This window comes from Sorangium sp. So ce204 (assembly GCF_051526795.1).
GTDB lineage: Bacteria > Myxococcota_A > Polyangia > Polyangiales > Polyangiaceae > Sorangium > Sorangium cellulosum_B.
In genome coordinates this window covers 1863475-1886774 of sequence record NZ_CP150317.1, presented here as the reverse complement: position 1 = coordinate 1886774, position 23300 = coordinate 1863475, and the positions used below count along the sequence as shown (strand labels likewise).

The 23300-nt window shown below is 72.6% G+C and carries 13 protein-coding genes; 4 read left to right on the top strand and 9 right to left on the bottom strand.

The genetic code is table 11. The features are described 5' to 3' along the window. Window positions 1–132 precede the first annotated feature (132 nt). Window positions 133–783 (top strand): methyltransferase family protein, encoded by a 651-nt coding sequence (locus WMF22_RS07030; protein ID WP_438035265.1) that lies wholly within the window; start codon window positions 133–135, stop codon window positions 781–783. A gap of 87 nt (window positions 784–870) precedes the next feature. Here WMF22_RS07030 and WMF22_RS07025 read toward each other — a convergent pair whose 3' ends face one another. Then, window positions 871–2178, bottom strand: a complete 1308-nt coding sequence (locus WMF22_RS07025) for a serpin family protein (RefSeq protein ID WP_438035264.1) — start codon at window positions 2176–2178, stop codon at window positions 871–873. 99 nt (window positions 2179–2277) lie between these two features. Here WMF22_RS07025 and WMF22_RS07020 point away from each other — a divergent pair, with 99 nt between their 5' ends. Continuing rightward, on the top strand, window positions 2278–2763 hold the full coding sequence (locus tag WMF22_RS07020) for a gluconokinase (RefSeq protein ID WP_437298330.1): 486 nt from the start codon (window positions 2278–2280) through the stop codon (window positions 2761–2763). A gap of 83 nt (window positions 2764–2846) precedes the next feature. On the opposite strand, the gene WMF22_RS07015 is transcribed toward WMF22_RS07020, so the two are convergent. Continuing rightward, window positions 2847–4268 (bottom strand): hypothetical protein, encoded by a 1422-nt coding sequence (locus WMF22_RS07015; protein WP_437298329.1) that lies wholly within the window; start codon window positions 4266–4268, stop codon window positions 2847–2849. 884 nt (window positions 4269–5152) lie between these two features. Between WMF22_RS07015 and WMF22_RS07010 the strand changes: the two genes are divergently transcribed. Next, complete coding sequence (locus tag WMF22_RS07010) at window positions 5153–7756, top strand: GAF domain-containing protein (protein ID WP_437298328.1); 2604 nt, start codon at window positions 5153–5155, stop codon at window positions 7754–7756. Window positions 7757–8464: 708 nt separating this feature from the next. On the opposite strand, the gene WMF22_RS07005 is transcribed toward WMF22_RS07010, so the two are convergent. The 4 genes from WMF22_RS07005 to WMF22_RS06990 form a co-directional block, all read right to left on the bottom strand. Continuing rightward, window positions 8465–8800, bottom strand: coding sequence for a hypothetical protein (locus tag WMF22_RS07005; RefSeq protein WP_437298327.1), 336 nt, complete (start codon window positions 8798–8800; stop codon window positions 8465–8467). Between the two features lie 735 nt (window positions 8801–9535). Beyond that, window positions 9536–11677 carry a response regulator gene (locus WMF22_RS07000; RefSeq protein ID WP_437298326.1) on the bottom strand — a complete coding sequence of 714 codons (2142 nt, stop codon included), beginning with the start codon at window positions 11675–11677 and terminating at the stop codon, window positions 9536–9538. Between the two features lie 472 nt (window positions 11678–12149). After that, window positions 12150–13265 (bottom strand): prephenate dehydrogenase/arogenate dehydrogenase family protein, encoded by a 1116-nt coding sequence (locus tag WMF22_RS06995; RefSeq protein WP_438035263.1) that lies wholly within the window; start codon window positions 13263–13265, stop codon window positions 12150–12152. Window positions 13266–13463: 198 nt separating this feature from the next. Beyond that, window positions 13464–14594, bottom strand: coding sequence for a serine/threonine-protein kinase (locus WMF22_RS06990; protein WP_437298324.1), 1131 nt, complete (start codon window positions 14592–14594; stop codon window positions 13464–13466). 255 nt (window positions 14595–14849) lie between these two features. Here WMF22_RS06990 and WMF22_RS06985 point away from each other — a divergent pair, with 255 nt between their 5' ends. Then, window positions 14850–19931, top strand: a complete 5082-nt coding sequence (locus WMF22_RS06985; RefSeq protein ID WP_438035262.1) for a sensor histidine kinase — start codon at window positions 14850–14852, stop codon at window positions 19929–19931. Between the two features lie 119 nt (window positions 19932–20050). Here WMF22_RS06985 and WMF22_RS06980 read toward each other — a convergent pair whose 3' ends face one another. From WMF22_RS06980 to WMF22_RS06970, 3 genes are read right to left on the bottom strand one after another with little or no spacing between them, the layout of a single operon-like run. Next, window positions 20051–22204 carry a heavy metal translocating P-type ATPase gene (locus tag WMF22_RS06980; RefSeq protein ID WP_437298322.1) on the bottom strand — a complete coding sequence of 718 codons (2154 nt, stop codon included), beginning with the start codon at window positions 22202–22204 and terminating at the stop codon, window positions 20051–20053. 2 nt (window positions 22205–22206) lie between these two features. Beyond that, window positions 22207–22803 (bottom strand): hypothetical protein, encoded by a 597-nt coding sequence (locus WMF22_RS06975; protein ID WP_437298321.1) that lies wholly within the window; start codon window positions 22801–22803, stop codon window positions 22207–22209. Between the two features lie 46 nt (window positions 22804–22849). Next, the gene (locus WMF22_RS06970) at window positions 22850–23110 is read right to left on the bottom strand and encodes a hypothetical protein (protein ID WP_437298320.1); all 261 of its coding nucleotides are present in this window, start codon (window positions 23108–23110) and stop codon (window positions 22850–22852) included. Window positions 23111–23300: the final 190 nt, after the last annotated feature.

Genomic DNA, 23300 nt, shown 5'->3' with positions numbered 1-23300 from the left:
CGCCGTCGTCGAAGCGCGCTGCGCCCGCGGTGGATGGATGATGGATCCGACGCGGCGAAAGCCCCGCTGGCTTGACCTCGCTCGCGCCCCCTCTCACGATGCGAGGTAAGGGGGAATACAATGAATGGCGCGGTGCTCTACGACCTCGCGATGCGGCTGCCGCTCGCCGTCCTCATGCTCCATAACGCCCTGTTCGTCGGGCGCGAACTCTATGCTCACCTGTTTCTCTGGAGCGGGCCCAGGGGGCTCACGTACGGGACGACGGTGGCCTCGCTCGTGGCCACCGAGGCCTACCTGCTGCTCGTCGCGACGTTGACGCTCGTTCGCCTCCGCCCTGTACGCAAGCTGAGCGGCATCGTACCTCGCATCACCGCGCTCGCCGCCGGCCTGCTGCCGGCGAGCATCGCATGGCTGCCCAAGGCCCCGCCGATGCCCGGCCGTCAGGTGGTTGGCACGCTGTTCATCATCGCTGGAATGGGGCTCGCCGTGGTCAGCATCGGGTGGCTGGGCAAGTCGTTCAGCGTCATGCCGGAGGCGCGACGGCTCATCACCAATGGCCCCTACCGGCTCGTGCGCCACCCGGTCTATCTCGCCACCCTGATCCAGGGGACGGGGATCATCTTGATCTATCCGTCCATCGCCGCGGTCCTGATCTACACGGTCGAGATGATCCTGCAGGTCATCCGCATGGGCTACGAGGAGCGCGTGCTGCGCGACACCTTTCCGGAATACGACGACTACGCGCGCCGGACGTCCGCGCGGCTCGTCCCCCGCCTCTACTGAGCAGGGCTCGCGCGGCAGGCATGCGGCGCCACGGGACAGGGTGCAACGCCTGTCGCGGGATGCCTCGCTCGCCCGGACCCGGCGCTCTTACCTGGACGGGTCGGCCACGCGGCCGACGAACAGGATCGCGCTCGTCGCGCGATCCCGGATGACGAAGAGGAACGGGCGGTCGAAGCGGATGGTGGCGGGCTCGGGCGCCGACGTCTCGCCGATCACCATCGCGGTCGCCGCCGCCGCCTCGGTGCCCGCCTCGTTCACGGAGACGAACGCTTCGTGGAGCACATCGGTGATGAACAGGCCGCCCTGGCCGTCGATCCCCGAGAAATCCGCGCGATCTGAGAAGGCGGCGGGCATCCCAAGATCCTCGAGCGGCCGGGCGAGATCCAGGGTCGAGGCGATCTTGAACCGCGGCAGCGCCATCGTGACGCTCCGCGACCCGAGGGAGGCGAGGACGCCCTCCAGCCGCTCCCGATCGAGCCCCGCCTCGAAGCCCCCGAGCTCCGACGGCAGCACGAGCACCATCGACAGCTCGCCGCCGTCGTAGGGCAGCTCCAGCGCCTCGTAGCCGTCGCCCTCGCCATAACGGACCTGCGCGTGGTTGGTCATCATCGGAACGGACACCGTGGAGCCGTCCGCCAGGGTGAAGCTCCCCGGAGTCGTCTCCTCCTCCTTGAACGGAAGCTGCCAGGCAGCGTTGAAGTAGATGGCGTTCGTCAGCACGAGCCGGGTCGAGGGCCCGAGGGCGCCTTCAGGCAGGATGTCCTCGATGCGGCCCGCGGTGCGCTCGGCCACCCAGCCATTGATGATCTCCCGCGCCTCATCGGGCGCCTGGACGAAGTCGACGACGTGCAGCCCGGCCCCGTAGCTCTCCGCCAGCACGTCGAGGAACGACGGCACGAACGCGGAGCCGACCTGCCCCCAGATCGCGTTGGCCACGTGGAGCCGGAACCCCTTGCCGTCCTGCCCCTCGGCGCCCTCGCCGCGGCGCGCGAGCGCGAGATCGAGCGCGTTGAACGCCGGGTGGAGCCGCGCTTGCGGCAGCGTGAAGCGCAGCGCGCGCGCCATCTGCTCCGCCGTCTCCCCGCGCGCGCCGGCGGTCGTCATCGCCAGCGCGCTCGACACGCTGTGCGGCGAACAGAAGAGGTTGCCCGGCGCGGCGCCGATCCGGCGGTAGAGATCGAGCGCGAACGCCGTGTTGCCGAGGGCGAGCTCCCTGGCGTCGGCCTCTGGCACCCGAGGGGCGCGGGCCCGCTGCCTGTCCGAGGCGACGACGCAGCCCGCGGTGCCCGGATCGGCGCACCCGGGCCGCGGCTCCGGCTCGGCGCCGCCGGAGGAGCAACCGGCGCAGAGCAGGGAAAATGGCAACAGGACCACGGGGATCGGAGGCCTACGCATGCGCCCGGCGCAGCAGGGGGCGTGCCGAACCGCCCATGATAGGATGGCTCCCACCATGCGGAGAGCTCGAGAGACAGCCATCGGAGAGGCGCGGCGCCCGTGATCGTGCTCGTGATGGGCGTGAGCGGCGCCGGGAAGACGACGGTCGGGGCGCGCCTTGCGCGCGAGCTCGGATGGGAGCTCGTCGACGCCGACGACTTCCACCCCGCCGCCAACATCGAGAAGATGCGCGCCGGCAAGCCGCTCGACGATCGGGATCGCGCGCCGTGGATCGCGGCGCTCACCGCGCGCATCCGAGAGCTCCTCGACGAGGGGCGCGGCGCCGTGATCGCCTGCTCGGCGCTCAAGGCGGCGCACCGCGCGCAGCTGCTCGTCGACCCCGCGCGGATGCGCCTCGTGCACCTGATCGGCGATCCAGCGCTGATCGCCGCGCGCCTCTCGGCGCGCAAGGATCACTTCATGCCCCCCGGCCTCCTCTCGACGCAGCTCGCCGCGCTGGAGCCGCCCGAGGACGCGATCCGCGTCGACGTCGGCGGCAACCCCGAGGAGATCGTCGCCGCCGTCCGCCGCGCGCTCGGCGTGTGAGCCGGGCCCGCGCCGCGCCGCCTGCCGACGCCGGGCGCTTTCCAGGCGCTCTCTCCGGGAGAAACCCGAGCGCCCGCGCGCGGTCAGCCCGGGTCCGGCAAGCGGGTCAGGAAGAGCGCGCCCTGGTCGCTGGAGAGGCGTTCGCCCCCGAGCGCCATCGTGCCCTGGAAGGACCCGGCCAGCATCGGGCTCTCCCACGGGTCCATCTCCAGCCCGGAGACGTGGACGTCCGCGCCGATGCGCCGGGTCCACTGCTCCTCTCCGCTGGAGCTGAGCCCGGCGGCCCACGCGCTGCACGACGCCGGCTCATCCGCCGACCCGCACAGCGCATCGCCGGCCAGCACCACGCGCTCGCCGCTCGCCGTGACGCGGCGGGGGCTCCGTGCGTCGAAGCGCTTCACCCAGATCACACGGCCATCCGGGCCGATCTTGGCGACGAACGGCCGCGGGCCGCCCGGCAGATCGGGCTCGCCGAAGACGCCGCTGCCGGAGAGCAGCGCGGCGCCTTCTGGATCCACGGCGAGGTCGTACGCCTCCTCGAGCTGATCCGGCGAGCCACGGAACCGCTTGTGCCACACGAGCTCTCCGTTCCGGTCCAGCTTGGTCACGAACGTCGCCGTGCCCCGCCCGTCCTGGCTCGCGAGGAGCGCGTTCCCGTCGCGGTCGACCTCGATGCCGATCTCCTCGCTGTCGGAGCCGCTCGGCGGCAGGCTGACCCACGCGAAGCGACCCGAGGCGTCGAGCCGGACGACGAAGGAGCCGATGGCCCGCCGCTCGATCCGCGCGCCGGCGACCTTCGCGGCCCCCTCCAGCCTGCCGAGCACGAGCGCGCCGCCGCGACCATCGGCGGCGAGCGCCGTGCCGATCAGGATCGCGTCCTCCTCCGCGGAGATCTGCGCCGCCCAGCTCGCCGCGCCGCGCGGGCCGAGCTTCGCGAGGAACAGGTCCGCGCCCGAGGGCGACGCCGCCGTGAGCCGGTGCGCGCCGAAGCGGACCGTGCCGGAGAAATCGCCGAGCACGAGCGACTGCCCCCCGCCGCTCGCGGCCACGTCGATGGCGCTCTGCGCCGTGCCGTCGCCGAACTGCTTGCTCCAGAGCGGAGCGCCGCACGCGTCGAGCTCGGCCACGAAGGCGTCCGTCGCGCCCGCGCTCCGCAGCCGGGTGCCGCCGAACGTCAGCTCCCCATCGAAGGAGCCGGCGAGCAGCGCGCGGCCGGCGCCGTCGATCGTGAAGCCGCGCAGGGTCGCGCCCTTGCCAGGATACTGCCGGCTGAACGCTCTCTGCCGACACGCCCGCTCGGCCCGCTCGCCGTCGCCGAGCCCGGCCGCGCCGGCCGACCGCCCGCCGGGTGCGACCGCGGCACCCAGGCACACGCCCCCGGGACCGACTGCCCCCATCTCGCACATCCCGGGAGGCGAGCCGTGCTCCGCGTTCGCCCGCGCCGCACCGCCGCTGTCGCCTCCCGGTTCGCCCTCCGCCACGACGTCCGCAGCCTCCGAGGACATACACCCGGCGCCACAGCAGATGACGCCGCAGAGGGCGCTCCGTGCTCTCAAGACAGACCACATACTGCATCTCCTCTCCCGCCTCGACGCGGGCACACTGGAAACACTGCAGGATGCGGACCATGGCCCGCGCCTTTCAAGCTTCTCGCGAAGTTGAAAACTCCAAACTTTTCTCGATGGATGCGGGCTCATCCGGGGCGGGAGGACGCGTTCGTCCAGCGCCGCCTCATGTCCTCTTCACACCGTCTTCACACCGCCTTCACACCGTCATTCCCGGGCGAACCGACCCTTCGACCCCGGTCGCGCGGTCGATGGACTCACGCACTGGCAGGCGCGCGCCGACAGAGATGGATAAAGCATCTCTCGCCCTGGACACGGCCTGTTCCGGATCCAGATCACCGATGGTCGAGATCTGGCCGAGTCGCTCGCCGCTGCCGTCGAGGCGCGGGCGACTGGCATCTTGAACGCCGCCCGGCCCGGCAAAGGCGCAGGCGATGGGGCGGGTCGCTCGCGCGCAAGGCCCTGACGCCGGGGCGGCCCTGACGCCGGGCGGCGCCGCGAGCCGCGGGCGGGGCGCTCGCGCGGACCCCGAGGCCGCCCTCCCCCGGCTCCCCGGGTGGCCGGCGGCGCGCGCAGACCGGAAAGACGGGCGTCTACCACCGTAGCGCACCCACGCCCACTTAAGGTAGGATGCTGCCACCCGACTCCGGCGGACGTATTCCCGCTGGAGGAGCCCGCGACCGCGGGCGCCGGCCGCTCCATGACCCCCTATCCATCTACGATCACGACGGAGCTCCCTGCGAGCGAAGGCGCGACTGCGCGGCCCCCCCGCGAAAGCCCCGCCTTCGCCGCCGGCGCCCCCCGCGATCGCCTCGGAGATGGCGATGAAGTTGCTCTGCAAGCCCGCTGACGAGCGCACCGCGCGTGCGCAGGTGCTGAAGGTCGACATCGACGCCTACGCCGCCCTCCCTGACGCGGAGCGGCGCGCGGTCCACCTGCGCCTCGGGCGCATGGCCGAGGCGCGATCGCAGCGCGAGCGCTCGGACGAGGCGCTCTTCGAGGCCGCGCACCACCTGAACCTCGGCGCGCCCTTGATCGTCGAGCCGCGCGAGCGGGCGGCGCTCGCCGCGATGAACCTCGCCGCGGGCCGCAAGGCGAGGGAGCGGGGCGCGACCCCGGCGGCCGCCGATCTCTTCGAGGCCGGGATCGCGGCGCTGCCAGACGGGAGCTTCAAGCGAGACCACGAGATCGCCTTCTCGCTGCACGCGGAGGCGGCCGAGTGCGCGCACCTCGGCGGCCGGCTCGATCGCGCCGAGGCGCTGCTCGACGTGCTCGCGGCGGAGGCGCGCTCGGATCTCGAGCGGGCCAGGGCGCACGAGCTGCGCATCGCCGTGTACACGACCCAGGGCCGGCTCGACGAGGCGGTGGCGCTCGGAAAGACGGCCCTCGCGATGCTCGGCGTCCCCCTCCCCGAGGACGGGCCGGGGCGGAAGGCGGCGGCGGACGCCGAGCTCGCGGCCGCGCGCGCCGCGCTCGGCACGCGCCGGCTCAAGGATCTGCTCGACGAGCCCGAGGCGTCGGACGCCCGGACCCGCGCGGCGCTCCGGCTCCTCATGGCCCTCATGCTCCCCGCCGCAACGGTGAACCCGCCGCTCTGCACGTTCATCGCGGCCAGGCAGGTCAACCTGTCGCTGGAGCGCGGCCACGGCGGAGCTTCCCCGTACGGCTTCATGGCCTACGCCTGGGTCGCCGCGCGGGTGCTCCGCCGCTACGACGAGGCCTACGAGCTCGGCCAGCTCGCGCTCGAGATGAACGAGCGGTCCGGACAGCCAGAGCTCTCCTGCCGGCTGCGCGTCGTGCTCGGGGCCCACGTCAGCGTCTTCACCGATCACCTCCTTTCCAGCCTCGATCTCTTCCAGGCCGCGCTCGAGGCGGGGCACAGGACGGGCGATCTCACCTACCTCTCCCAGGCGTGCGTCCACACCGCGCTCGTTCGATTCGGGCTCGGCGACGAGTGCGAGGCGGTGCGGGCCGAGGTCGATGGGTTCCTCTCGCTGGTGCGGCGCGCGCGGGAGGAGCTCGCCGCCCTCGCGCTGACCGGGGTGCGCCGCGCGCTCGACGACCTGATGGACGCGACGCGCGCCGGCGCGTCACGCCCGCCCAGCCACGGCGCTCTCGACGACGCAGGGGATGAAGCGAAGCTCTCGGCGCCGGCGCACGGCGCCGCCGCGCGCATCCACTACGCGCTGCGGCAGCAGATCTGCTTCCTCAACGAGGACTATGAAGGGGCGCTGCGGATGGGCTCGCTCGCCGAGGCGAGGATGCAGGGCGGCGTCGACGATCACCTCGCGACCGAGGTGTTCTTCTACACCTGCCTGACGCTGCTCTCGCCCGCGCTGGCGCGCGGCCGGCAGCTGACCACCGTCTCGGTGGCGAGCTACCGGGATCGGTTCTCGGAGTGGGCCGAGCGGTGCCCGGACAACTACCGTCACAAGCACCTCCTCCTCCGCGCGGAGTCCGCGCGCGCCGCGGGCGAGGAGCTCGCGGCGATGAAGCTCTACGATCAGGCGATCGAGTCGGCGAAGGTGAACGGTTTCGTCCGGGACGAGGCGCTCGCCAGCGAGCTCTGCGCGAAGTTCCACCTGGCGAGCGGCAGGGAGAGGATCGCCCACGTCTACATGGCCGACGCCCACGAGGGCTATCTGCGGTGGGGCGCGCAGGCCAAAGCGCGACAGCTGTCGCGAAAGTACCCGCACCTTGTGGCGCGCGCCGCGCTCGTCGGGCAGCAGAGCCGTCCGCCGGAGTCCGCGCTCCCGGCGAGCACGGAGCGCCCCACGTCGCTCGACGCGTTCGCCCTCCTCCGCGTCTCGCGCGCGCTCTGCGGGGAGCTCGTCCTGGAGCGCCTCTTCGAGCGGCTCCTCCGGGCCCTGAGCGAGAGCGCGGGGGCGCAGCGCGCTGTGCTGCTCCTCGCGCGCGACGGCGCGCTGACCATCGAGGCCGAGCTCGACGGCGACCGCGGAGGGGTCCGCCTCGGACCTGCGACGCCGCTCGAGTCCACCGCCGATCTCGCCGCGAGCGTCGTCCAGCATGTCGCCCAGACACAGCAGCCGATCGCCCTCACCAGCGCGGCCATGGACGAGCGGTTCGCGGACGACCCTTACCTGCTCGAGGGCGGCCTTCGATCGATCCTGTGCCTCGCCATGACGCATCAGGGCCGCCTCACCGGCGTGCTCTACGCGGAGAACGGCGCGACCGCTGGCGCGTTCCGCGCCGGCCAGGTCGAGCTCTGCGGCCTCCTCGCATCGCAGGCGGCGGTGGCCGTGCACAACGCGTTGCGCCACCGCGACGCGCAGAGCACCTCGCGCGAGCTCCGTCGCTGCAACGAGGCCCTCGTCGATGAGGTCGCCCGCCTCACCGAGGAGCTCCGCGCGTGCAACCGCGACGCTAGCCCCACGAGCGAGCTGCGGCGCTGCAACGAGGCGCGCTAGCCCCGCTACAGCGGGGTGCGTCCGCGTCCGTCCCGCCCGACAGGATTCCCCGCCAAGAAGGGGAGAGCTTCAGCGAGGCGCGCGGGGCGCCGTGGGCAAAACACACATCGCGGAGGGGACATCCCCTCTAAAAATCCATGACGCCGGCACCAGAGGGGCCGCAAAACATGCATAGCGTGGGCGCGTCGGCGCGCCATTGGCTCCGTCCGAGATGCGTGCAAGCGCGAAGGGGAACGCAATCGTGCGAACAAGGCACGCCCGCAACGCGAAAGACACGTGGCAGCGCGGCAGCAGCGCAGACACCGTCCTGCACACAGCCCCTCGAGGCCGGCGCTGACAGGCGCATGCTCCGAAATCAAAATGCTCGGGACACCACGGGACGGTGGGAAGACACAAAGCACTTGCCGTCTCCCAGCCCACCCGTGATGCCCGAGCCTAAAGCGCGGCGCAGCTTCGTGCGCTACGGGCTCATCCGCGTCGTTCGGCTCGCTTCAGCGCACGTTCGCACGCCTAACGCGCTGGCCTGGCGGTCGAGCTAGCATCCCACGAACCTGCACATCGCGATAGAGCGCCGAACAAAGCCAGACCGAGCCATGCAGCCGCGAAGACGCATGGGGACGGGAGGTGATGAGTGGCGCTCCAACAGCCTATCCCCCGCCCGCCGTACCGCGGGCTCGGCGAGGGATGGCCGCTATCGACACGCTCGTCTCAGGCGCCGCCCGCGCCACCCTCGCCGCCGGCGCCACCCGCGCCACCCGCGCCACCGGTGCCGCCGCCCTCGCCCGCGCCACCCTCGCCACCTGCGCCGCCGGTGCCGCCGCCCTCGCCCGCGCCACCCTCGCCGCCGGTGCCGCCGCCCTCACCCGCGCCACCCTCGCCGCCGGCGCCGCCTTCGCCGCCTTCGCCGCCCGTGCCCGACGCCGAGCTCGTCGTCGTCGTGGAGGTGGTGGTGGTCTCCCCGTCATCGCCGCATCCGGCGCCGATCATCATCATGGTCGCGCCTAGCAGCAGCGCGCTTGCAAAGATGCTCTTCGAAGCGTTCATGGTTCGTTCTCTCCGTTGGGTTGTCCCCCCCAAAGAATGACTCGGCAGAACCCCGCGCCGATCACCGCTCCACACCGCCAAGCGACTCAATCCACGCAAATTCGCGCAAAAGGTGCGCCTCAAAAGGCGCTATGAGCACGCTGCGTTCGATGGGCCGGTGTCCACTCCGTGGTGATTCCGTTATGGTGGACGATAGGCCACCATACTGGATTACGCAAGCTTTTTGTCTCACTGCATCATCGTTGCATGTGGGTGCCGCCCCGTGAGCGCCCACCAGTCAAGCACATTCGCCTACATCGGCGCGGGCGAACATGACGCGTGAAGAGCGACTGTGCCTGACAGCTCATCCGCGATAACGGATTGACCTCCAGAGGTGAGGGCCCCATGAGCCAAAGTCTCCTCGCGTGAGCGACCTGGAGGAGCGGCGCCGGCGCCGCGCAACACGCGAACAGCGCCCGACTGCAGCGCGGACGCGCCTCGTCTGGCCCCCGATGGGTCGGCTCCCTGTCTGGTCATGAGGACACGTTCGCGTCATGAAGTGCAAGTCCCAGGCCCGATGCCCATCGGCCATGATCCTCGTCCCTGCTCATGAGCGCAGGCACGCCAGGGAGAGACCCGATATCGCTGGCGGGTCGGGCAAGGTAGCGGGCGAGCTCATGTTGGATGTGCGAGCGACAGAGAACGCGGAGGCGCGGCGCTATGGAGCGCCCGCGGCCCCTCGTCTCCGCGCGCTCTTCACGGGTTGATCTTCTCGCTCGACCCTCGCTCCCGGGCGCAGGGGAGGTCGCCTGCGCGGGCCCGGGCCGCGAGGCTGGCCACGGCGGCCACGAGGGCGGCGGGCTCGATCGGCTTCGTGGCGTGCATGTGGAAGCCGGCGTCGAGCGCGCGCTTCTGGTCCTCCTTGCGAGCATAGGCCGTCAGGGCCAGCGCGGGCAAATCGCCGCCGGCCTGCGGCGGGCGCTGGCGGATGGCGCGGATGAGCTCATAGCCGTCCTCGCCCGGCATGGCGATATCGCTCACGAGCACGTGCGGGAGATCCGCGCAGAACGCCGCGAGCGCCTCGTGGGCCGAAGCCACGGCCGTCACCTCGGCGTGGTGCTGCGACAGCACCTCCTGAAGGAGCTCCCTGGCGTCCGCGTCGTCCTCGACGAGCAGGACGCGGAGCCCGCCGAGGTTGGACGCGGACTCCGAGCAAGCGAGCGAGCGCGACCGCCCCTCCCTCGTGAGCGCCGGGAGCGAGCTGCGCTCGACCCCGAGGAGCGGGAGCCGGACCACGAACGTGGACCCCTTGTGCAACCCAGGGCTGTCGGCCACGACCGAGCCGCCGTGGATCTCGACGAGCTGGCGCACAAGGGACAGCCCGATGCCGAGGCCCGCGTGCGTCCTGCGGCTCGTGCTGTCGGCCTGGCGAAAGCGCTCGAAGACGAGCGGGAGGAAATCCGGCGCGATCCCCTCCCCCGTGTCGCGCACCGTGAGCTCCGCCGTCGCGCCGGCCCGCCGGAGGGAGACGAGGATATGGTCCCCGGGACGCGTGAACTTGAGCGCGTTGGACGTGAGGTTCGAGACGACCTGCTGCAGCCGATCCGCGTCGCCGTTCACCTCGATGTCGGGGTCGAGCGAGACGTCGATCGTGAGGCCCTTTGCCTCGGCGGCGGGGCGGATCGCGTCGATGGCGGTCTCCACGACGGGCGCGAGCGCCATCGGCGCGGCGCTGATGCTCAGCTTGCCCGTCGTGACCCGCGAGACGTCGAGGAGATCCTCGATGAGCTTCGTCTGCGCGGCCACGTTGCGCTCGATCACCTCGAGCCCGTGGGACACCCGCTGCTCATCGAACGGCTCGGACCGCAGGAGGTGCGTCCAGCCGAGGATCGCGTTCAGCGGGCTGCGCAGCTCGTGGGAGAGGGTGGCGAGGAACTCGTCCTTCAGGCGGTTCGCCTCGCGCTCCTCGGCGTGCACGCAGTTCTGGATGGCGATGGAAGCGAGCTGCGCGAGCTGCACGAGGACGGTCTCGTCGTCGTCGGAGAACTCGCCGTCGTTCCGATCCGAGAGCTGGATGGTCCCGATGTTCTGGCCGTCGGCCGCGGTGAGGGGCGCCGCGAGGTACCCCCGCGGCGGCGGCCTCTGCCCGAGGTTGTCCAGCCACTCCGGGTGCAGCGAGAGCTCTCGCTGCGTCAGCCGGAGAGGCCTGTTCCTGGCGCAGACGAGCGCGCACAGCTTGCCCGCGATGGGGGGAGGCGCCTCCTTCTGGAACGTCGTGTACCGCTCCGAGAGCGACACCGCGGTCCGCGCCCGCTCGCCGGGCCGCTCCAGCTTCACGAGGGTCATCGCCTGATGGGCGCCGCCGACGTCGCGGGCCGCCTCCGTGATCGCCGCGACCATGGCGTCGAGCGACAGGGCCGAGTTGATCGTGAGCGCGGCGCGGTTGAGCCGCTGGAGCTGCTCCGCGTGCGCGCGCAGCGACTCCGCCTGGAGCTTGATCTTCTGCGTCTTCTTGAAGAGGTCGACGAAGACTGACACCTTGGTGCGGACGACCTCGGGGGCGAACGGGGTCATGATGTAATCGACCGCCCCGAGCGAATAGCTGCGCTCGACATAGACGCGCTCGGTGTGCGCCGTCAGGAAGATGATCGGCGTGTGCAGCGTGCTCCGCCGCTTGCGGATGAGCGTCGCCGTCTCGAACCCATCTATCTCAGGCATCTTGATGTCGAGGAGGATGACCGCGAACTCCTCCTGAAGGAGATGGCGAAGCGCTTCCCTCCCGGACGCCGCCTTGACGATGTTCTCGCCGAGCGGCGCGAGGACTGCCTCCAGGGAGAGGAGCTGCTCAGGCCTGTCGTCAACGATCAGGATGTTGACTCTGCCTACTTCCGCCCTCATCCCGCGTCTCCTTGCCCCCCTTGCTCCGTTGTCAGCGCCGCGGCCAGCCTCGCAGCATCCTCAGGAATGGGGCTGTGTCCACCGCTTTCGGGCGGCGTCTGCCGCGTCCGCTCCAGCCCGCTCCAGCGCTCCGTGCGAGGAGGCTCGGGGAACCAGGTCGCCGGGGGCGCGCGGAGCGCGGGCCGGCCACGCTCAGCCCCGGAACGCTCGGCCCGCCCGGCATGGCCGCTCCGCAGATCCATTCCAGCCCCTCCCGTGCGCGGCGCTGCGCCGACGAGCTCGTATCGTAGTCGAGGCGCTGTCTTACCTGCGACCCAGGTCTCGCCTGCAGTATCCACAAGGGGGCGCCTGACGCCGCTGCATGATCCCCGCACGCAGACCCTACACCGGAGCACGCCGGGGTGGAATGAGGAAGACGCGCTCGGTGTGCCTCGTGTTTCGGTGGTGAGGAGCCCGTCGCCTGCGCCGGGCGCTAGACGGCGGAGCGCCGCTCCTGGAGCGAGCGCGAGTGCCGGAGGATCACCTCGAAGACCTCGGCGACGCCGTCGGGGTCGAGGCCGAGCTCGACGGCGCAGCGGCGGCGCGACTCCATCAGCCGCGCCTCGCGCACCGGATCCCGGACCGCCGCCCCGATCGTGGCCTTGGCGCGCCCGGCGCGCTGGACGAGCTCGGCCCTCCGCGCGAGCAGGCCGACGAGCTCCAGATCCAGGTCGTCGATGAGCTCCCGCGCCTCGCGGAGCTCGGGAGAGAGCGCGCCGAGATCGGGGATCGCGAGCGCGGCGAGGTCCTCGGGCGCGGCGTCCTTGGTCGGGACGTCGAGGCTCCGATCGACGGCGACGAGCGCGTCGATGAGGCGGCGGCGCGCCTCGCCCGCGAAGGGGTTCTCGCGGTGCAGCGCGGCGAACAGGTGCCCCGCGTCCACGCGCACCGTCTCGATCGTGTGCGCGATGCCCTGGAACGAGGGCGGCGCGTAGGGCGCGCCAGCGGGCACGCCCGCGTCCATCATGCCCTTCGCGATGAAGAACGCGAGCGCGTGCGTGAAGGCCATGACGCGGTCGTGCTCCTCCGGCGCCTGCTCCAGCACCTGACAGCCGATCCGCTCGAACAGCGCGACGACGCGGCGCACCGCGCCCGGGTGCACGGGGTTCGGGCAGACGACGACGCGCAGCGGGCGCTCGCCGCGGGCGAGGCTCGCCGGACCGAACAGCGGGTGCGTCGCCACCCAGGGCCGGCCTTCGCCGAGCACCTCGGCCATGGCGCTCGCCGGCACGCTCTTCACGCTGCCCACGTCGGCCACCAGCTGCCCCGGCGTGAGGTGCGGCCGCAGCGACAGGAGGGCCTCGCGCACCGCCGGCACCGGGACGGCGACGATGACGAGATCCGCGCCGTCCACGAGCTCCGGGAGCGAGGCGGCCCGCGCGGCGCCGCGGATCTCCGCGGAAGGGTCGAACGCGCGCACCGAGATCCCCGCATCGTGGAGCAACGACCCGAGCGCCGCACCGAAGCGGCCATACCCGAGGAATGCGACCTTGCCGATGCGCGCGGGCGGAGCGAGACCGCCCCCGGAATGCGGGAGAGAATGCGGCATGCGGCGGATACTACGACAGCCGGTCTACGCGGATCTCACGTTTTCTCGGCATAGCCGCGAGGATCTGCGACCGCGTCCGTTGGGAGACAGGACGGCTCTCCGGCTTCTCCACGCCCGCCGCGCTCGCGGCGACGGTGCCCCTGCGGCGAGGGCCGGAGGCGGCGCTCCTCTGCCCGCGGCGGCTCGGCCGGCGCCGGCTCACCTGAGCTGCGTCGCGGCCACGCCGAGGATCGCGAGCAGCGACGCGACGGCGGCGATCAGCGCGATGCGCGCCCTGCTCCGCCCCGTGTCCTGCGCGCCGTACGCGCCATACCGCTGGGTCACCGGGCCCGCCTCCGAGCTCGGTCCGGCGCTCTCGGGCGGGCGGGGCCTCGCGCTGAGCCCGAGCCCGATCGTCGGGAGCGAGGCGCGGGGGCGCGTCGGGAGCGTCGCGCCGAGGAGCCGCGCGGCCCGCTCCACGTGATCCTGGCCCTCCGCCGAAGCGTGGGGGGCGAGCGCGATCGCCAGCTCGGCCACGCTCGTGGGCCGCCGCGCCGGGTCCTTCTCGAGGCAGCAGAGGAGCACGCGGTCGATGGCCGGGGGGATGTCGGACCGCAGCGCGCTCGGGAGCGCCGGCGCCGCGCTCGCGATGCGCGGCGCGAGATCGGCGAGCGAGCTCGCCTCGAACGGCGGCCGCCCGGTCAGGAGCCGGTACAGGATCGCGCCGAGCGACCAGACATCGGCGCGGGCGTCGACGGCGACCGAGGATCGCATCCGCTCCGGCGACATGTAGAGCGGCGCGCCGAGATCCTCCCGCGTCTGCGCCGGCGCGCCGCCGTCGCTCGGGCCGGGCAGCTCCCTGGACGCGCCGAAGCCGAGCACCTTGAGGAGCGTCGCGCCGCCGGGGGTCGTCGCGAGGAACAGGCGCGCCGGCTCGAGGTCGCGGTGCACGATCCCCGCGGCGTGCGCCTCGGCCACCGCCACGCAGGCCTGCAGCACCCAATCGATGGCCTCCGAGAGCTCGAGCCGGCCGCGGCCGCGCAGCAGCTCGGAGAGGTCCTGCCCGTCGAGGTGCTCCGTGACGATGTACGCGACCCCCGAGGCGAGCTGGCCGACGTCGAGCACCCGCGCGACGTGCTCCCCCTTGAGCGCCACCGCCGCGCGCGCCTCCCGGAGCGAGCGCTCCACGCGCTCCGGGCCGCCGTCGGCGAGCAGGAGCTCGATCGCGACCCGCTGCGGAAGCACGAGGTGGCTCGCGAAGGCCACCGTCCCCAGCTCGCCGCTGCCCGAGATCCTGTCGACCCGGTACTTCTCGGCGATCACGTCCCCTGCGACGACAGGTGCGTTCATCAAAGCTCCCCGCAGCGCGCACCGGCGCGTGGGCAGCCGCCCGCCCCCCGTACATGCGCTGATTCATCCTAGCACCTTCGCTCGCCGGATTGGCGGTCGCCGGTCGTCGCCGGAGCTCGCGGTGGCGCCGCCGCGCGATGGCGCGAAGCGCACAACCCGACGTCTCTCCCATATCGCGAGACCCGGGACTTCCCGGCTCGCACCAGCACACATCCTGCTTTATATTCTCGCGGCAACGCGCGAGGGGGAACGCGTATGACTCGGGCGGAAGCGACTGAGGTCCACCGCTGCAGCCGATTTCTGCTCCGCAGACAGAGGCTTGCCGGGAGGATGGTCGTGCAGAAAACCGTTCGGGGGCGTCATCCAGCCCCGGGGGCGGCGGCGCTCCTGCTGCGCGAGCACGCCTTCCTGCGCCGGCTCCACGTGCCGGGGGTCGTGCGGCCGCTCGCGCTGGAGGGCCCGGAGGGCATGCCGGCGCTGCTCCTCGAGGACGCTGGCCCCGAGGACCTCGAGCGGCGGCTCGCGCGAGGGCCGCTCGCGCTGGACGCGTTCTTCGACATCGCCATCGCGCTCGCCGAGACGTGCGCGCGCGTCCACGGGAGCGGCGTCGTCCACCGCGCGATCGCCCCGGGCCGCGTGGTCCTCGGCGAGGACGGGCAGGTCACCCTCGTCCATTTCTCGGACGCGGCCGAGCTCACGAGCATGCCCCGCGCCGTGGAGCTCGAGAAGCTCGACGCGCTCCCCTTCCTGTCCCCCGAGCAGCTGGGGCGCAGCTGCTGGTTCATCGACGCGCGCTCGGATCTGTACGCGCTGGGAGCGACCTTCTACGCCATGCTCACCGGCGCGCCGCCCTTCAAGGACGCCGATCCGCTCGCGCTCGTGCACGCCCACATGGCGAGGAGCCCCGTGCCCGCGCACGTCGTGAGCCCCAGCGTCCCGGCGGTCCTCTCCGATCTCGTGCAGCGGCTCCTCGCGAAGATGCCGGACCTGCGGTACCAGAGCGCCGAGTGCCTCGCCCAGGACCTCCACGAGGCGCGGAGGCGATGGCGCGCCGCAGGCACCATCGCGCCGTTCGAGCTCGGGCGCATGGACCTCGCGCGGCGGCTCCCGCTGCCCGAGCGCCTGATCGACCGCGAGCGCGAGCTCGCCGCGCTGCGCGGCGCGCTCGCCCGCGTGTCGAACGACGGGACGGAGCTCGCGCTGGTGACCGGGGAGGCAGGCGTCGGAAAGACCGCCCTCGTCGAGGCGCTGCAGGCCGCCGTCGCCGAGCGGGGCGGGCGGTTCATCAAGGGCAAGTTCGACCTGCGCGCGGCGAACGTCCCCTATGCGTCCCTGGCAGAGGCGCTCCGCGCCCTCGCCGCCGCGCTCCGCGCCGAGCCGGAGGAGAGCCGCGCGCAGCTCAGGGAGGCCGTCAGCGAGCGGAGCCGCGCCCTCGGCGAGCTCTGCCCGGAGCTCACCGAGCTCCTCGGGGACGCGCCCGCGCCGCCGGCCGCGGATCCGATGCGCGCGGAGAACTGCTTCTTGCTCGCGATCCAGGACTTCGTGCGCGCGGTGGCCAGCCAGCGGCCGCCGCTCGCGATCTTCCTCGACGACCTCCAGTGGACGGACGCCGCGTCGCTCCGCGTCCTCCGCGCCCTCGCCGCGGATCCAGGCAGCAAGCACGTGCTCCTGCTCGGCGCGTACCGGTCGAGGGAAGTCGGCGCCGCGCACCCGCTCCACCAGACCATCGAGGAGATCCGGGGCGCGCAGGTGCCCCCGATGACGCACCTCTCGCTCGGCCCGCTCGGCGTCGAGGCGGTCGTCGCGCTGCTCGCCGAGGCGCTCCGCTGCGAGCCGGAGCGGGCGCGCCCGCTCGCAGAGCTCTTCCTCGCCAAGACGGCCGGCAACCCCTTCTTCATCCGCCAGCTCCTCCGGTCGCTCCAGGAGAAAGGCCTGCTCCTCTTCGACGCGATCCGCTCGACATGGACGTGGGATCTCGGCCGGATCGAGCGGGTCGGCGTCACCGACAACGTGGTCCAGCTGATGTCGGAGTCCGTCCGCAGGCTGCCCGAAGCGGCGCAGGAGCTCCTGCAGGTCGCCGCGTGCATCGGCAGGCGCGCGGAGCTCAGGCTCATCGCGGCGGTGCTCGGCCGATCCGTGGACGAGACGACCGCGTCGCTCGTCCAGCCGCTCCGCGAGGGGCTCGTCGTGCCCGACGGCACGTGCGAGCGCGAGGCGGGGCTCGCGATCCGGTTCGTCCACGATCGGGTGCAGCAGACGGCCTACGAGCTCGGGCCGGAGCAGCTGCGGATGCAGCTGCACCTGCAGATCGGCCGCTTCCTCGAGGCCACCTGCACCAACGGGACGGACGCCGCGCTGTTCGACGCCGCGGACCAGCTGAACCTCGGCGCCGCGCTGCTCGACGCGGAGCAGCGGGACCGCCTCGCCGAGCTCAACCACCGCGCCGGCGTGAAGGCGCGCCGCGCCGCGGCCTTCGGCCCGGCGCTCGCGTACTTCCGCAGCGGCCTCCGGCTGCTGCCGGACGGCGCGTTCCGCTCGCGCTACGAGCTCTGGTTCTCCCTCCACCGCGACGCGGCGGAGTGCGCCGCGCTGACCGATCAGCACGCGGCGGCCCGCGCGCTCGTGGAGGAGGGGCTCCGCCACGCGGCGTCGATCCCGGAGAAGGTCGACCTGGAGGCGCTCCGGATCATGAGCGCGACGATCACCGGCGATCACGATCTGGCGCTCGGCTGGGGGCGCGACGCGCTGCGCGCGCACTTCGGGCTCGAGCTGCCTGCGGCGGATCTCGACGCGGAGATCGCGGCCCAGCGGCGAGCCATCACCAGCCAGCTCGCGGGGCGCTCGCCCGAGTCGCTCGTCGATCTCCCCCGCGTGACCAGCCCGGAAGAGCGGGCCCGCATGAGGCTCCTCGCCGAGATGGTGGCCCCCGCCTGGTTCGCGGACCGGAAGCAGCTGGTGCTCCTCACCTCCCTCGGCGTCCGCTTCGCGCTGGAGCACGGCAACGCGAGCGAGTCGATCCTCTCCTACGCGGGGCACGCGATGCTCCTGGCGGCCGAGGGCGACCTCTCGAGCGCCCAGGGCTTCGGCCAGCTCGCCGCGGAGCTCGCGCGGCGGTTCGAGGATCGCGCCCAGGAGACGATCGCCCGGTACATGGTCAACGAGTTCGTCCACCCGTGGGTCGCGCCGCTCGCCTCGAGCGGGGCGCCGTTCCGAGAGATCATCGAGCTGGGCGTGTCGTCCGGCGAGCTCCGCTTCTCCTCGTACGCGCGCACGGGGCTCATGGCGCACTCGTTCGCCGCAGGGGTGGAGCTCGATCGCGTGCTGGTCGATCTGAACGACGGGTTCGCGTTCAGCCGGCAGACCGGCAACAAGTCGACGCTCTTCTACCAGCTCGCCTTCCGGCAGGTGATCCGGTGCCTCAAGGGGCTGACGAGGGGCCGGAACGTGGCCGATGACGCCGAGTTCGACGAGCGGGCCTTCCTCGAGGCGGCGCAGCGGGAGCCGCCGGCGAGGTGCGTGTATCATATAGGGCGCCTTCAGGTCTCGTACCTGCTCCGGGACCTGGCCGAGGCCATCGCCCACGCCGACGCGGCGGCCCCGTTCATTCATTTTCTCGGCGGCTACATCCCCGAGTGCCAGTACGCGCTGTTCACCGCGCTCACGCTGCTGTGGCGATGTGATGAGGCCGACGAGCAGGAGAGGGCCGCGCTGCTCGCGCGCGTGGCCGACCTGCAGCGCGCCCTGCGAAGGTGGGAGCTGGGCTGCCCGGCGAACTTCCGCCCGCGGCGCCTCCTCGTCGACGCGGAGATCGCCCGCGTCGAGCGCAGGTTCGAGCTCGCCGGCGCGCGGTACGACGAGGCGGTCGAGGCGGCGACGCGCGGGGGGTTCCTCCACATCGCCGCGCTCGGCAACGAGCTGGCTGGGCGCTTCTACAACGGGCTCGGACGGGCGCGGATCGCGGCCATGTACCTGCGCGCCGCGCACCAGGGGTTCGCCCGCTGGGGAGCCTCGGAGAAGGCCCACGCGCTCGCCGAGGAGTTCAGGCTCGGCGGGCCCGGCGACGAGCCCGAGCTCGCGGAGCGGCTCCCGGCGGTCGCCCTCGACGCGCTCAGCCTGCTCAAGGCCGCCGAGACCCTCTCGAGCGAGATCGTGCTCGATCGGCTGCTCGAGAAGCTCCTGGGCGTCTGCCTGGAGGCCGCCGGCGCGCAGCGCGGCGCGCTCGTGCTCGAGGAAGAGGGGGAGCTCTTCGTGCGGGCCCAGGGGTCCGTCGCCACCCCGGTCTCCATCGAGCGCACGCCGCTCTCCCGGTCGCGCGAGATCCCCCGGCGGGTCGTCGAGCACGCCCACATGGCGCGCGAGCTCCTCGTGCTCGACGACGCGGACAGCGCGCCGGCGCGCGACCGCGATCCTCACTTCGCCGCGGGCGGCTCGCGGTCGGTCCTGGTCCTGCCCATCCAGCGGAACGAGGCGCGGCTCGGGGTGGTTTACCTCGAGAACAACCTCACCACGTACGCCTTCACGCGCGCTCGCGTCCACGTGCTGGAGCTCCTCTCCGACCAGATCGCGATCGCCCTCGAGAACGCCCGCCTCTACCGCGAGGCGCAGCACGCGGTGCGCGTCCGCGACGAGTTCCTCAGCGTCGCGTCGCACGAGCTCAGGACGCCCGTCACCTCCCTGCGCCTCGGCCTCCAGGCGCTGCTCCGCCGGGGAGACCACGCGTCCGACGAGCGCCTCGCGCGCGCCCTGCAAAGGATGGATCGGCAGGTGCAACGGCTCGTCCAGCTGATCGACGACGTGCTGGACGTGTCGCAGCTCCACACCGGCCGGCTGGAGCTGCACGTCGAGCCGGTCGATCTCGCGGAGGTCGTGGACGACGTCCTGGAACGGCTCACCGAGCGCATCGCGCACTCCGGCTCGTCCGTGAGCGTGCGCGCCGAGCCGTCCGTCGTGGGATCGTGGGACAGGAGCAGGCTGGAGCAGGTGGTCTCGAACCTGCTCGACAACGCCCTCAAGTTCGGCGCGGGCAAGCCGATCGAGGTCTCGGTCGCACGGAAGGACGGCACGGCAGAGCTCGTGGTGCAGGATCAGGGCATCGGGATCCCGGCGGCGCGGCTCCCGCACGTGTTCGACCGGTTCGAGCGCGCGGTGTCGAGCCGCCATTTCGGCGGGCTCGGGCTCGGGCTCCACGTCGTGAAGAGCATCGTCGAGGCGCTCGGCGGCGCGGTGCGCGTCGTCAGCCGGCCGGACGAGGGGGCGCGGTTCACGGTGGAGCTGCCCTGCGAGCGGCCGGCGGCGAGCCACGCGGCGTCGGCGACGCTCGGCGGCCTGCACGCCTGACGCAAGCCGACGCAAGCCGACGCAAGCCGACGCAAGCCGACGCAAGCCGACGCAAGCCGATGACTGCGGCCTGCTCTTCGGCTGCTGCGGGACCATGAGGCGGCGCGCTGACGAGCGCGCTAGGGGCCGCCGGCGCGGGCCTTCCTGCGCGGCGCCGCCATGAGCGGACGGAGTCCGTTCACGCAGGCGAGGACCGCGGAGCCGTTGTTCATGAGCGTCGCCGCGACCGGGTTGAGGAGCCCGGGGATCGACAGCGCGTACGCGACCGCGTTCACGGCGAGGATCATCGAGAAGTTCTGGTGGATGAGGCGCATCGCGGCGCGCGAGATGTCGATCGCCTCAATGAGCTTCGACAGGTCGTCCTCCACGAGGACGACGCCCGCCGTCTCCCGTGCGATCTCGGCGCCCGCGGACACGCTGATGCCGATGTCGGCGTACGACAGCGCCGGGGAGTCGTTGATGCCGTCCCCGACGACCGCGACCGTGCGGCCCTCCTGCGTCAGCCGGCGCGTGATCTCCGCCTTGTCCTCGGGCAGCATCTCCGCGAAGTACCGGGTGATGCCGAGCTCGAGCGCGACCTGCCTGGCCACCTCGCGGCTGTCGCCCGTCAGCATGACGATATCCTCGATCCCGCGCGCGCGCAGGCTGCGGATCGTCGCGCGGCTCTCGGCCCGGATGGCGTCGCGGCAGGCGAGCGTGGCGACGTGCCGGCCGTCGACGGCGAGGAAGAGGAGCGATTTCGCCGCCGCCTCGAGCGCCTTCCTCGCGCCGGGCTCGGCGCGGCAGGTGATGCCGAGCTCGTCGAGGAAGCGGGGGCTGCCGAGCTGCACGACCTTGCCGAACACCCTGGCCTGCACGCCCCGGCCGACGAGGTAGCGGGACTCCTCCCGGTCCGGGATCGTCAGGCACCACGCCTCGGCGAGGCGGAGCACGGCCTGCGATACGGGGTGGGTCTGCCGCGCGGACACCGCGGCGGCGAGGGTCGCCGCCTCGCGCTCGGACAGGGCGTCGTGGACGACGAGGTCCGTCACCTCGGGGATGCCGGACGTCAGCGTGCCCGTCTTGTCGAACACCACGGTCGACACCTTCGCGAGCTTCTCGATGTAGGCGCCGCCCTTGATGAGGATCCCACGCCGCGCCGCGGCGTTCATCGACGCGAGCACCGTCGTCGGGGCCGAGACCCGCGGGCCGGTGCCGAAGTCGATCGTCAGGATCGCCGACACGCGGCCGAGGTCCCTCGTCGCGGCGAGCACGACCGCCGAGCAGGCGAGGGCCGGCGGGACGAGCCGGTTCGCCACGAGCTCGGCGTAGTTCTGCGCGCGCGTCTCCAGCGCGGGCGCGCTCTCGATGAGCCGCGCCGTGCTCGCGGCGGTCGTGTCGCCGCCGACCCGCTCGGCGCGGATGTACAGCTTGCCGTCCTTGATGACGGTCGCCGCGAAGCAGCGGTCGCCGGGGCCCTTGAGGACGGGCATCGACTCGCCGGTCAGCGTCTGCTGATCGACGAGCCCCTCGCCGTCCGTGACCGTCCCGTCGACCGGGATGACCGAGCCGGTGTAGACGACGAGGACGTCTCCGGCGGCGAGCTCGGCCACCGGGATCTGCACCTTCGCGTCGCCGCGGACCACCCACGCGAGATCCTGCTGGTACTCGAGCAGGCCGCTGATCGCGCGCCGGGCGCGCGCCTGGGTGAGATCGCGGATGTGGTCGCCGAGCGTGACAAGCCAGATGATGCCGGCCGCGTTGATGGCGTTTCCGGTCGCCACGGCCGACGCGATCGCCAGGCTGTCGAGCAGGTCGACGTTGAGCTTGCGGTCCCGCACCACCGAGCCCCACGCCCGCTTGAGGATGGGCGCGGACGTCGCCGCGATGAACGGGTACGCGAGCAGCGGCGAGACGAAGCTGCCGAGCGAGAGGACCATGCCGACGCTCGACAGGTAGAGCGGGCGCTTCGCGAGGGCGGCCGCGCGGCGCGCCTCCCGGGCGGCGCGCGCGGCGCGGAGCGCCCCCCGCGGGGCCGGCGCGGCGGAGGCCGAGGCGGCGGCGCCCACGATGGCCTCGAGGTCGGCGTGCCGCGGGTCGTGCTCGACGACGGCGCTCGACGCGCCCTCGGCGATGCGCACGGACAGGACCCCTGGCACGGCGGTGAGCCCCGCCTCGAGCAGCGGGCCGAAGGCCGCGTCCTTCCCGAGGCGCGGGAGCCGCAGGCGGACCCTGCCCGGGATCGCGTGGACCACCGAGACCGGCTCGGTCGCGGTCGACAGGAGCGCGGCCATCGTCACCCCGCCCCGCCGCCGGTGGGCGCGCCCGCGCCCGCGCCCACGCTCGCGAAGAAGCTCTGGATACGGCCGTGGTTCAGCACCACGAAGAAGTCGACCCCGTACTTCACGAGCGTGATCCAGTGGGGCATGCCCGGGGAGCGCCGCATCAGCAGCTGGAGCATCCCGGACCCGACGAGGAGCGCCGGCACCAGGAGCTTGAGGTCGACCTGCGCCGGCGGGACGACCTGCGACGCCGCGTTCAGCCTGTCCGCGGCCTGGACGACGAGGCGCGCCGTCCGGCCCGGGCTCGGCGGCTCGGCGGGCGCCGCGCAGGGCGAGGGCGTGAGCCCATCGATCGGGCGACAGCTACAGCCCGAGAGCTCGGGGATGTGCGCGAGCTCGGAGAAGACGTCCTCCAGCGGGACATCGGGCTCGTGCTCGACCGTGAGGCTCCCCGCCCACGCGCTCGCCCGCGCGTCGACGACGCTGGGGCAGGCGCGCGCCAGCTCCGCGAGCTCCTCGGCCCTCGCCGGGTCCCTGCGCAGCGCGGGGACGGCGAGGCGCACGCGCCCTGGAACCCAGTGGATGATGACGACCCCTCGATCGCTCGGCATGGCTCACCTCCCGGCCTGCGCGGCCGGGTCACCGGAACACCTCTCGTCAGCTCCCGGGCGGCTCCATCTCCGCGCGCGACCACCCCTGCGCGCCGCCCGAGCCGGCGCGCTGCTCCTGGCGCGCCATCTCCTCCCTCACCTCGGCGACGAGGTCGGCGAGCCTCTCCCTGCCCTCGCCGAGCGAGCCCCTGATCCTGTCCACGGCGACGAAGCCTAGCTTCATGGCCCTCTTGACGGTCGGACGGGTGATCCTCGTCAAGCTGGCGAGCCCCATACCGATGATGATGCCGAGCCCGAGGCGTTCCATCCCCACTCCTCTCCTCGAAATCCACGACCCATGGCGCGCGTTGGCGCCGAACGCCGGCGACGCGCGGACGCGCGCCGGATGAGAGACAGAGAATCTGGATCCCACAGGCACAGGGCACACGGAGAGATAGAGACAGCCGATGTCCGCTGTCCCTCCGTGCTCCCACTGCCCATTTCACTCGGTCCCGAGC

What these genes read in the sequence shown, in the direction of transcription:
- WMF22_RS07025 (WP_438035264.1), bottom strand. Translation starts at nt 2,178, where the DNA reads ATGCGTAGGCCTCCGATCCCCGTGGTCCTGTTGCCATTTTCCCTGCTC.
- WMF22_RS06980 (WP_437298322.1), bottom strand. Translation starts at nt 22,204, where the DNA reads ATGGCCGCGCTCCTGTCGACCGCGACCGAGCCGGTCTCGGTGGTCCAC.
- WMF22_RS06975 (WP_437298321.1), bottom strand. Translation starts at nt 22,803, where the DNA reads ATGCCGAGCGATCGAGGGGTCGTCATCATCCACTGGGTTCCAGGGCGC.
- WMF22_RS06990 (WP_437298324.1), bottom strand. Translation starts at nt 14,594, where the DNA reads ATGAACGCACCTGTCGTCGCAGGGGACGTGATCGCCGAGAAGTACCGG.
- WMF22_RS07000 (WP_437298326.1), bottom strand. Translation starts at nt 11,677, where the DNA reads ATGAGGGCGGAAGTAGGCAGAGTCAACATCCTGATCGTTGACGACAGG.
- WMF22_RS06985 (WP_438035262.1), top strand. Translation starts at nt 14,850, where the DNA reads ATGACTCGGGCGGAAGCGACTGAGGTCCACCGCTGCAGCCGATTTCTG.
- WMF22_RS06995 (WP_438035263.1), bottom strand. Translation starts at nt 13,265, where the DNA reads ATGCCGCATTCTCTCCCGCATTCCGGGGGCGGTCTCGCTCCGCCCGCG.
- WMF22_RS07005 (WP_437298327.1), bottom strand. Translation starts at nt 8,800, where the DNA reads ATGAACGCTTCGAAGAGCATCTTTGCAAGCGCGCTGCTGCTAGGCGCG.
- WMF22_RS07015 (WP_437298329.1), bottom strand. Translation starts at nt 4,268, where the DNA reads ATGTCCTCGGAGGCTGCGGACGTCGTGGCGGAGGGCGAACCGGGAGGC.
- WMF22_RS07010 (WP_437298328.1), top strand. Translation starts at nt 5,153, where the DNA reads ATGAAGTTGCTCTGCAAGCCCGCTGACGAGCGCACCGCGCGTGCGCAG.
- WMF22_RS06970 (WP_437298320.1), bottom strand. Translation starts at nt 23,110, where the DNA reads ATGGAACGCCTCGGGCTCGGCATCATCATCGGTATGGGGCTCGCCAGC.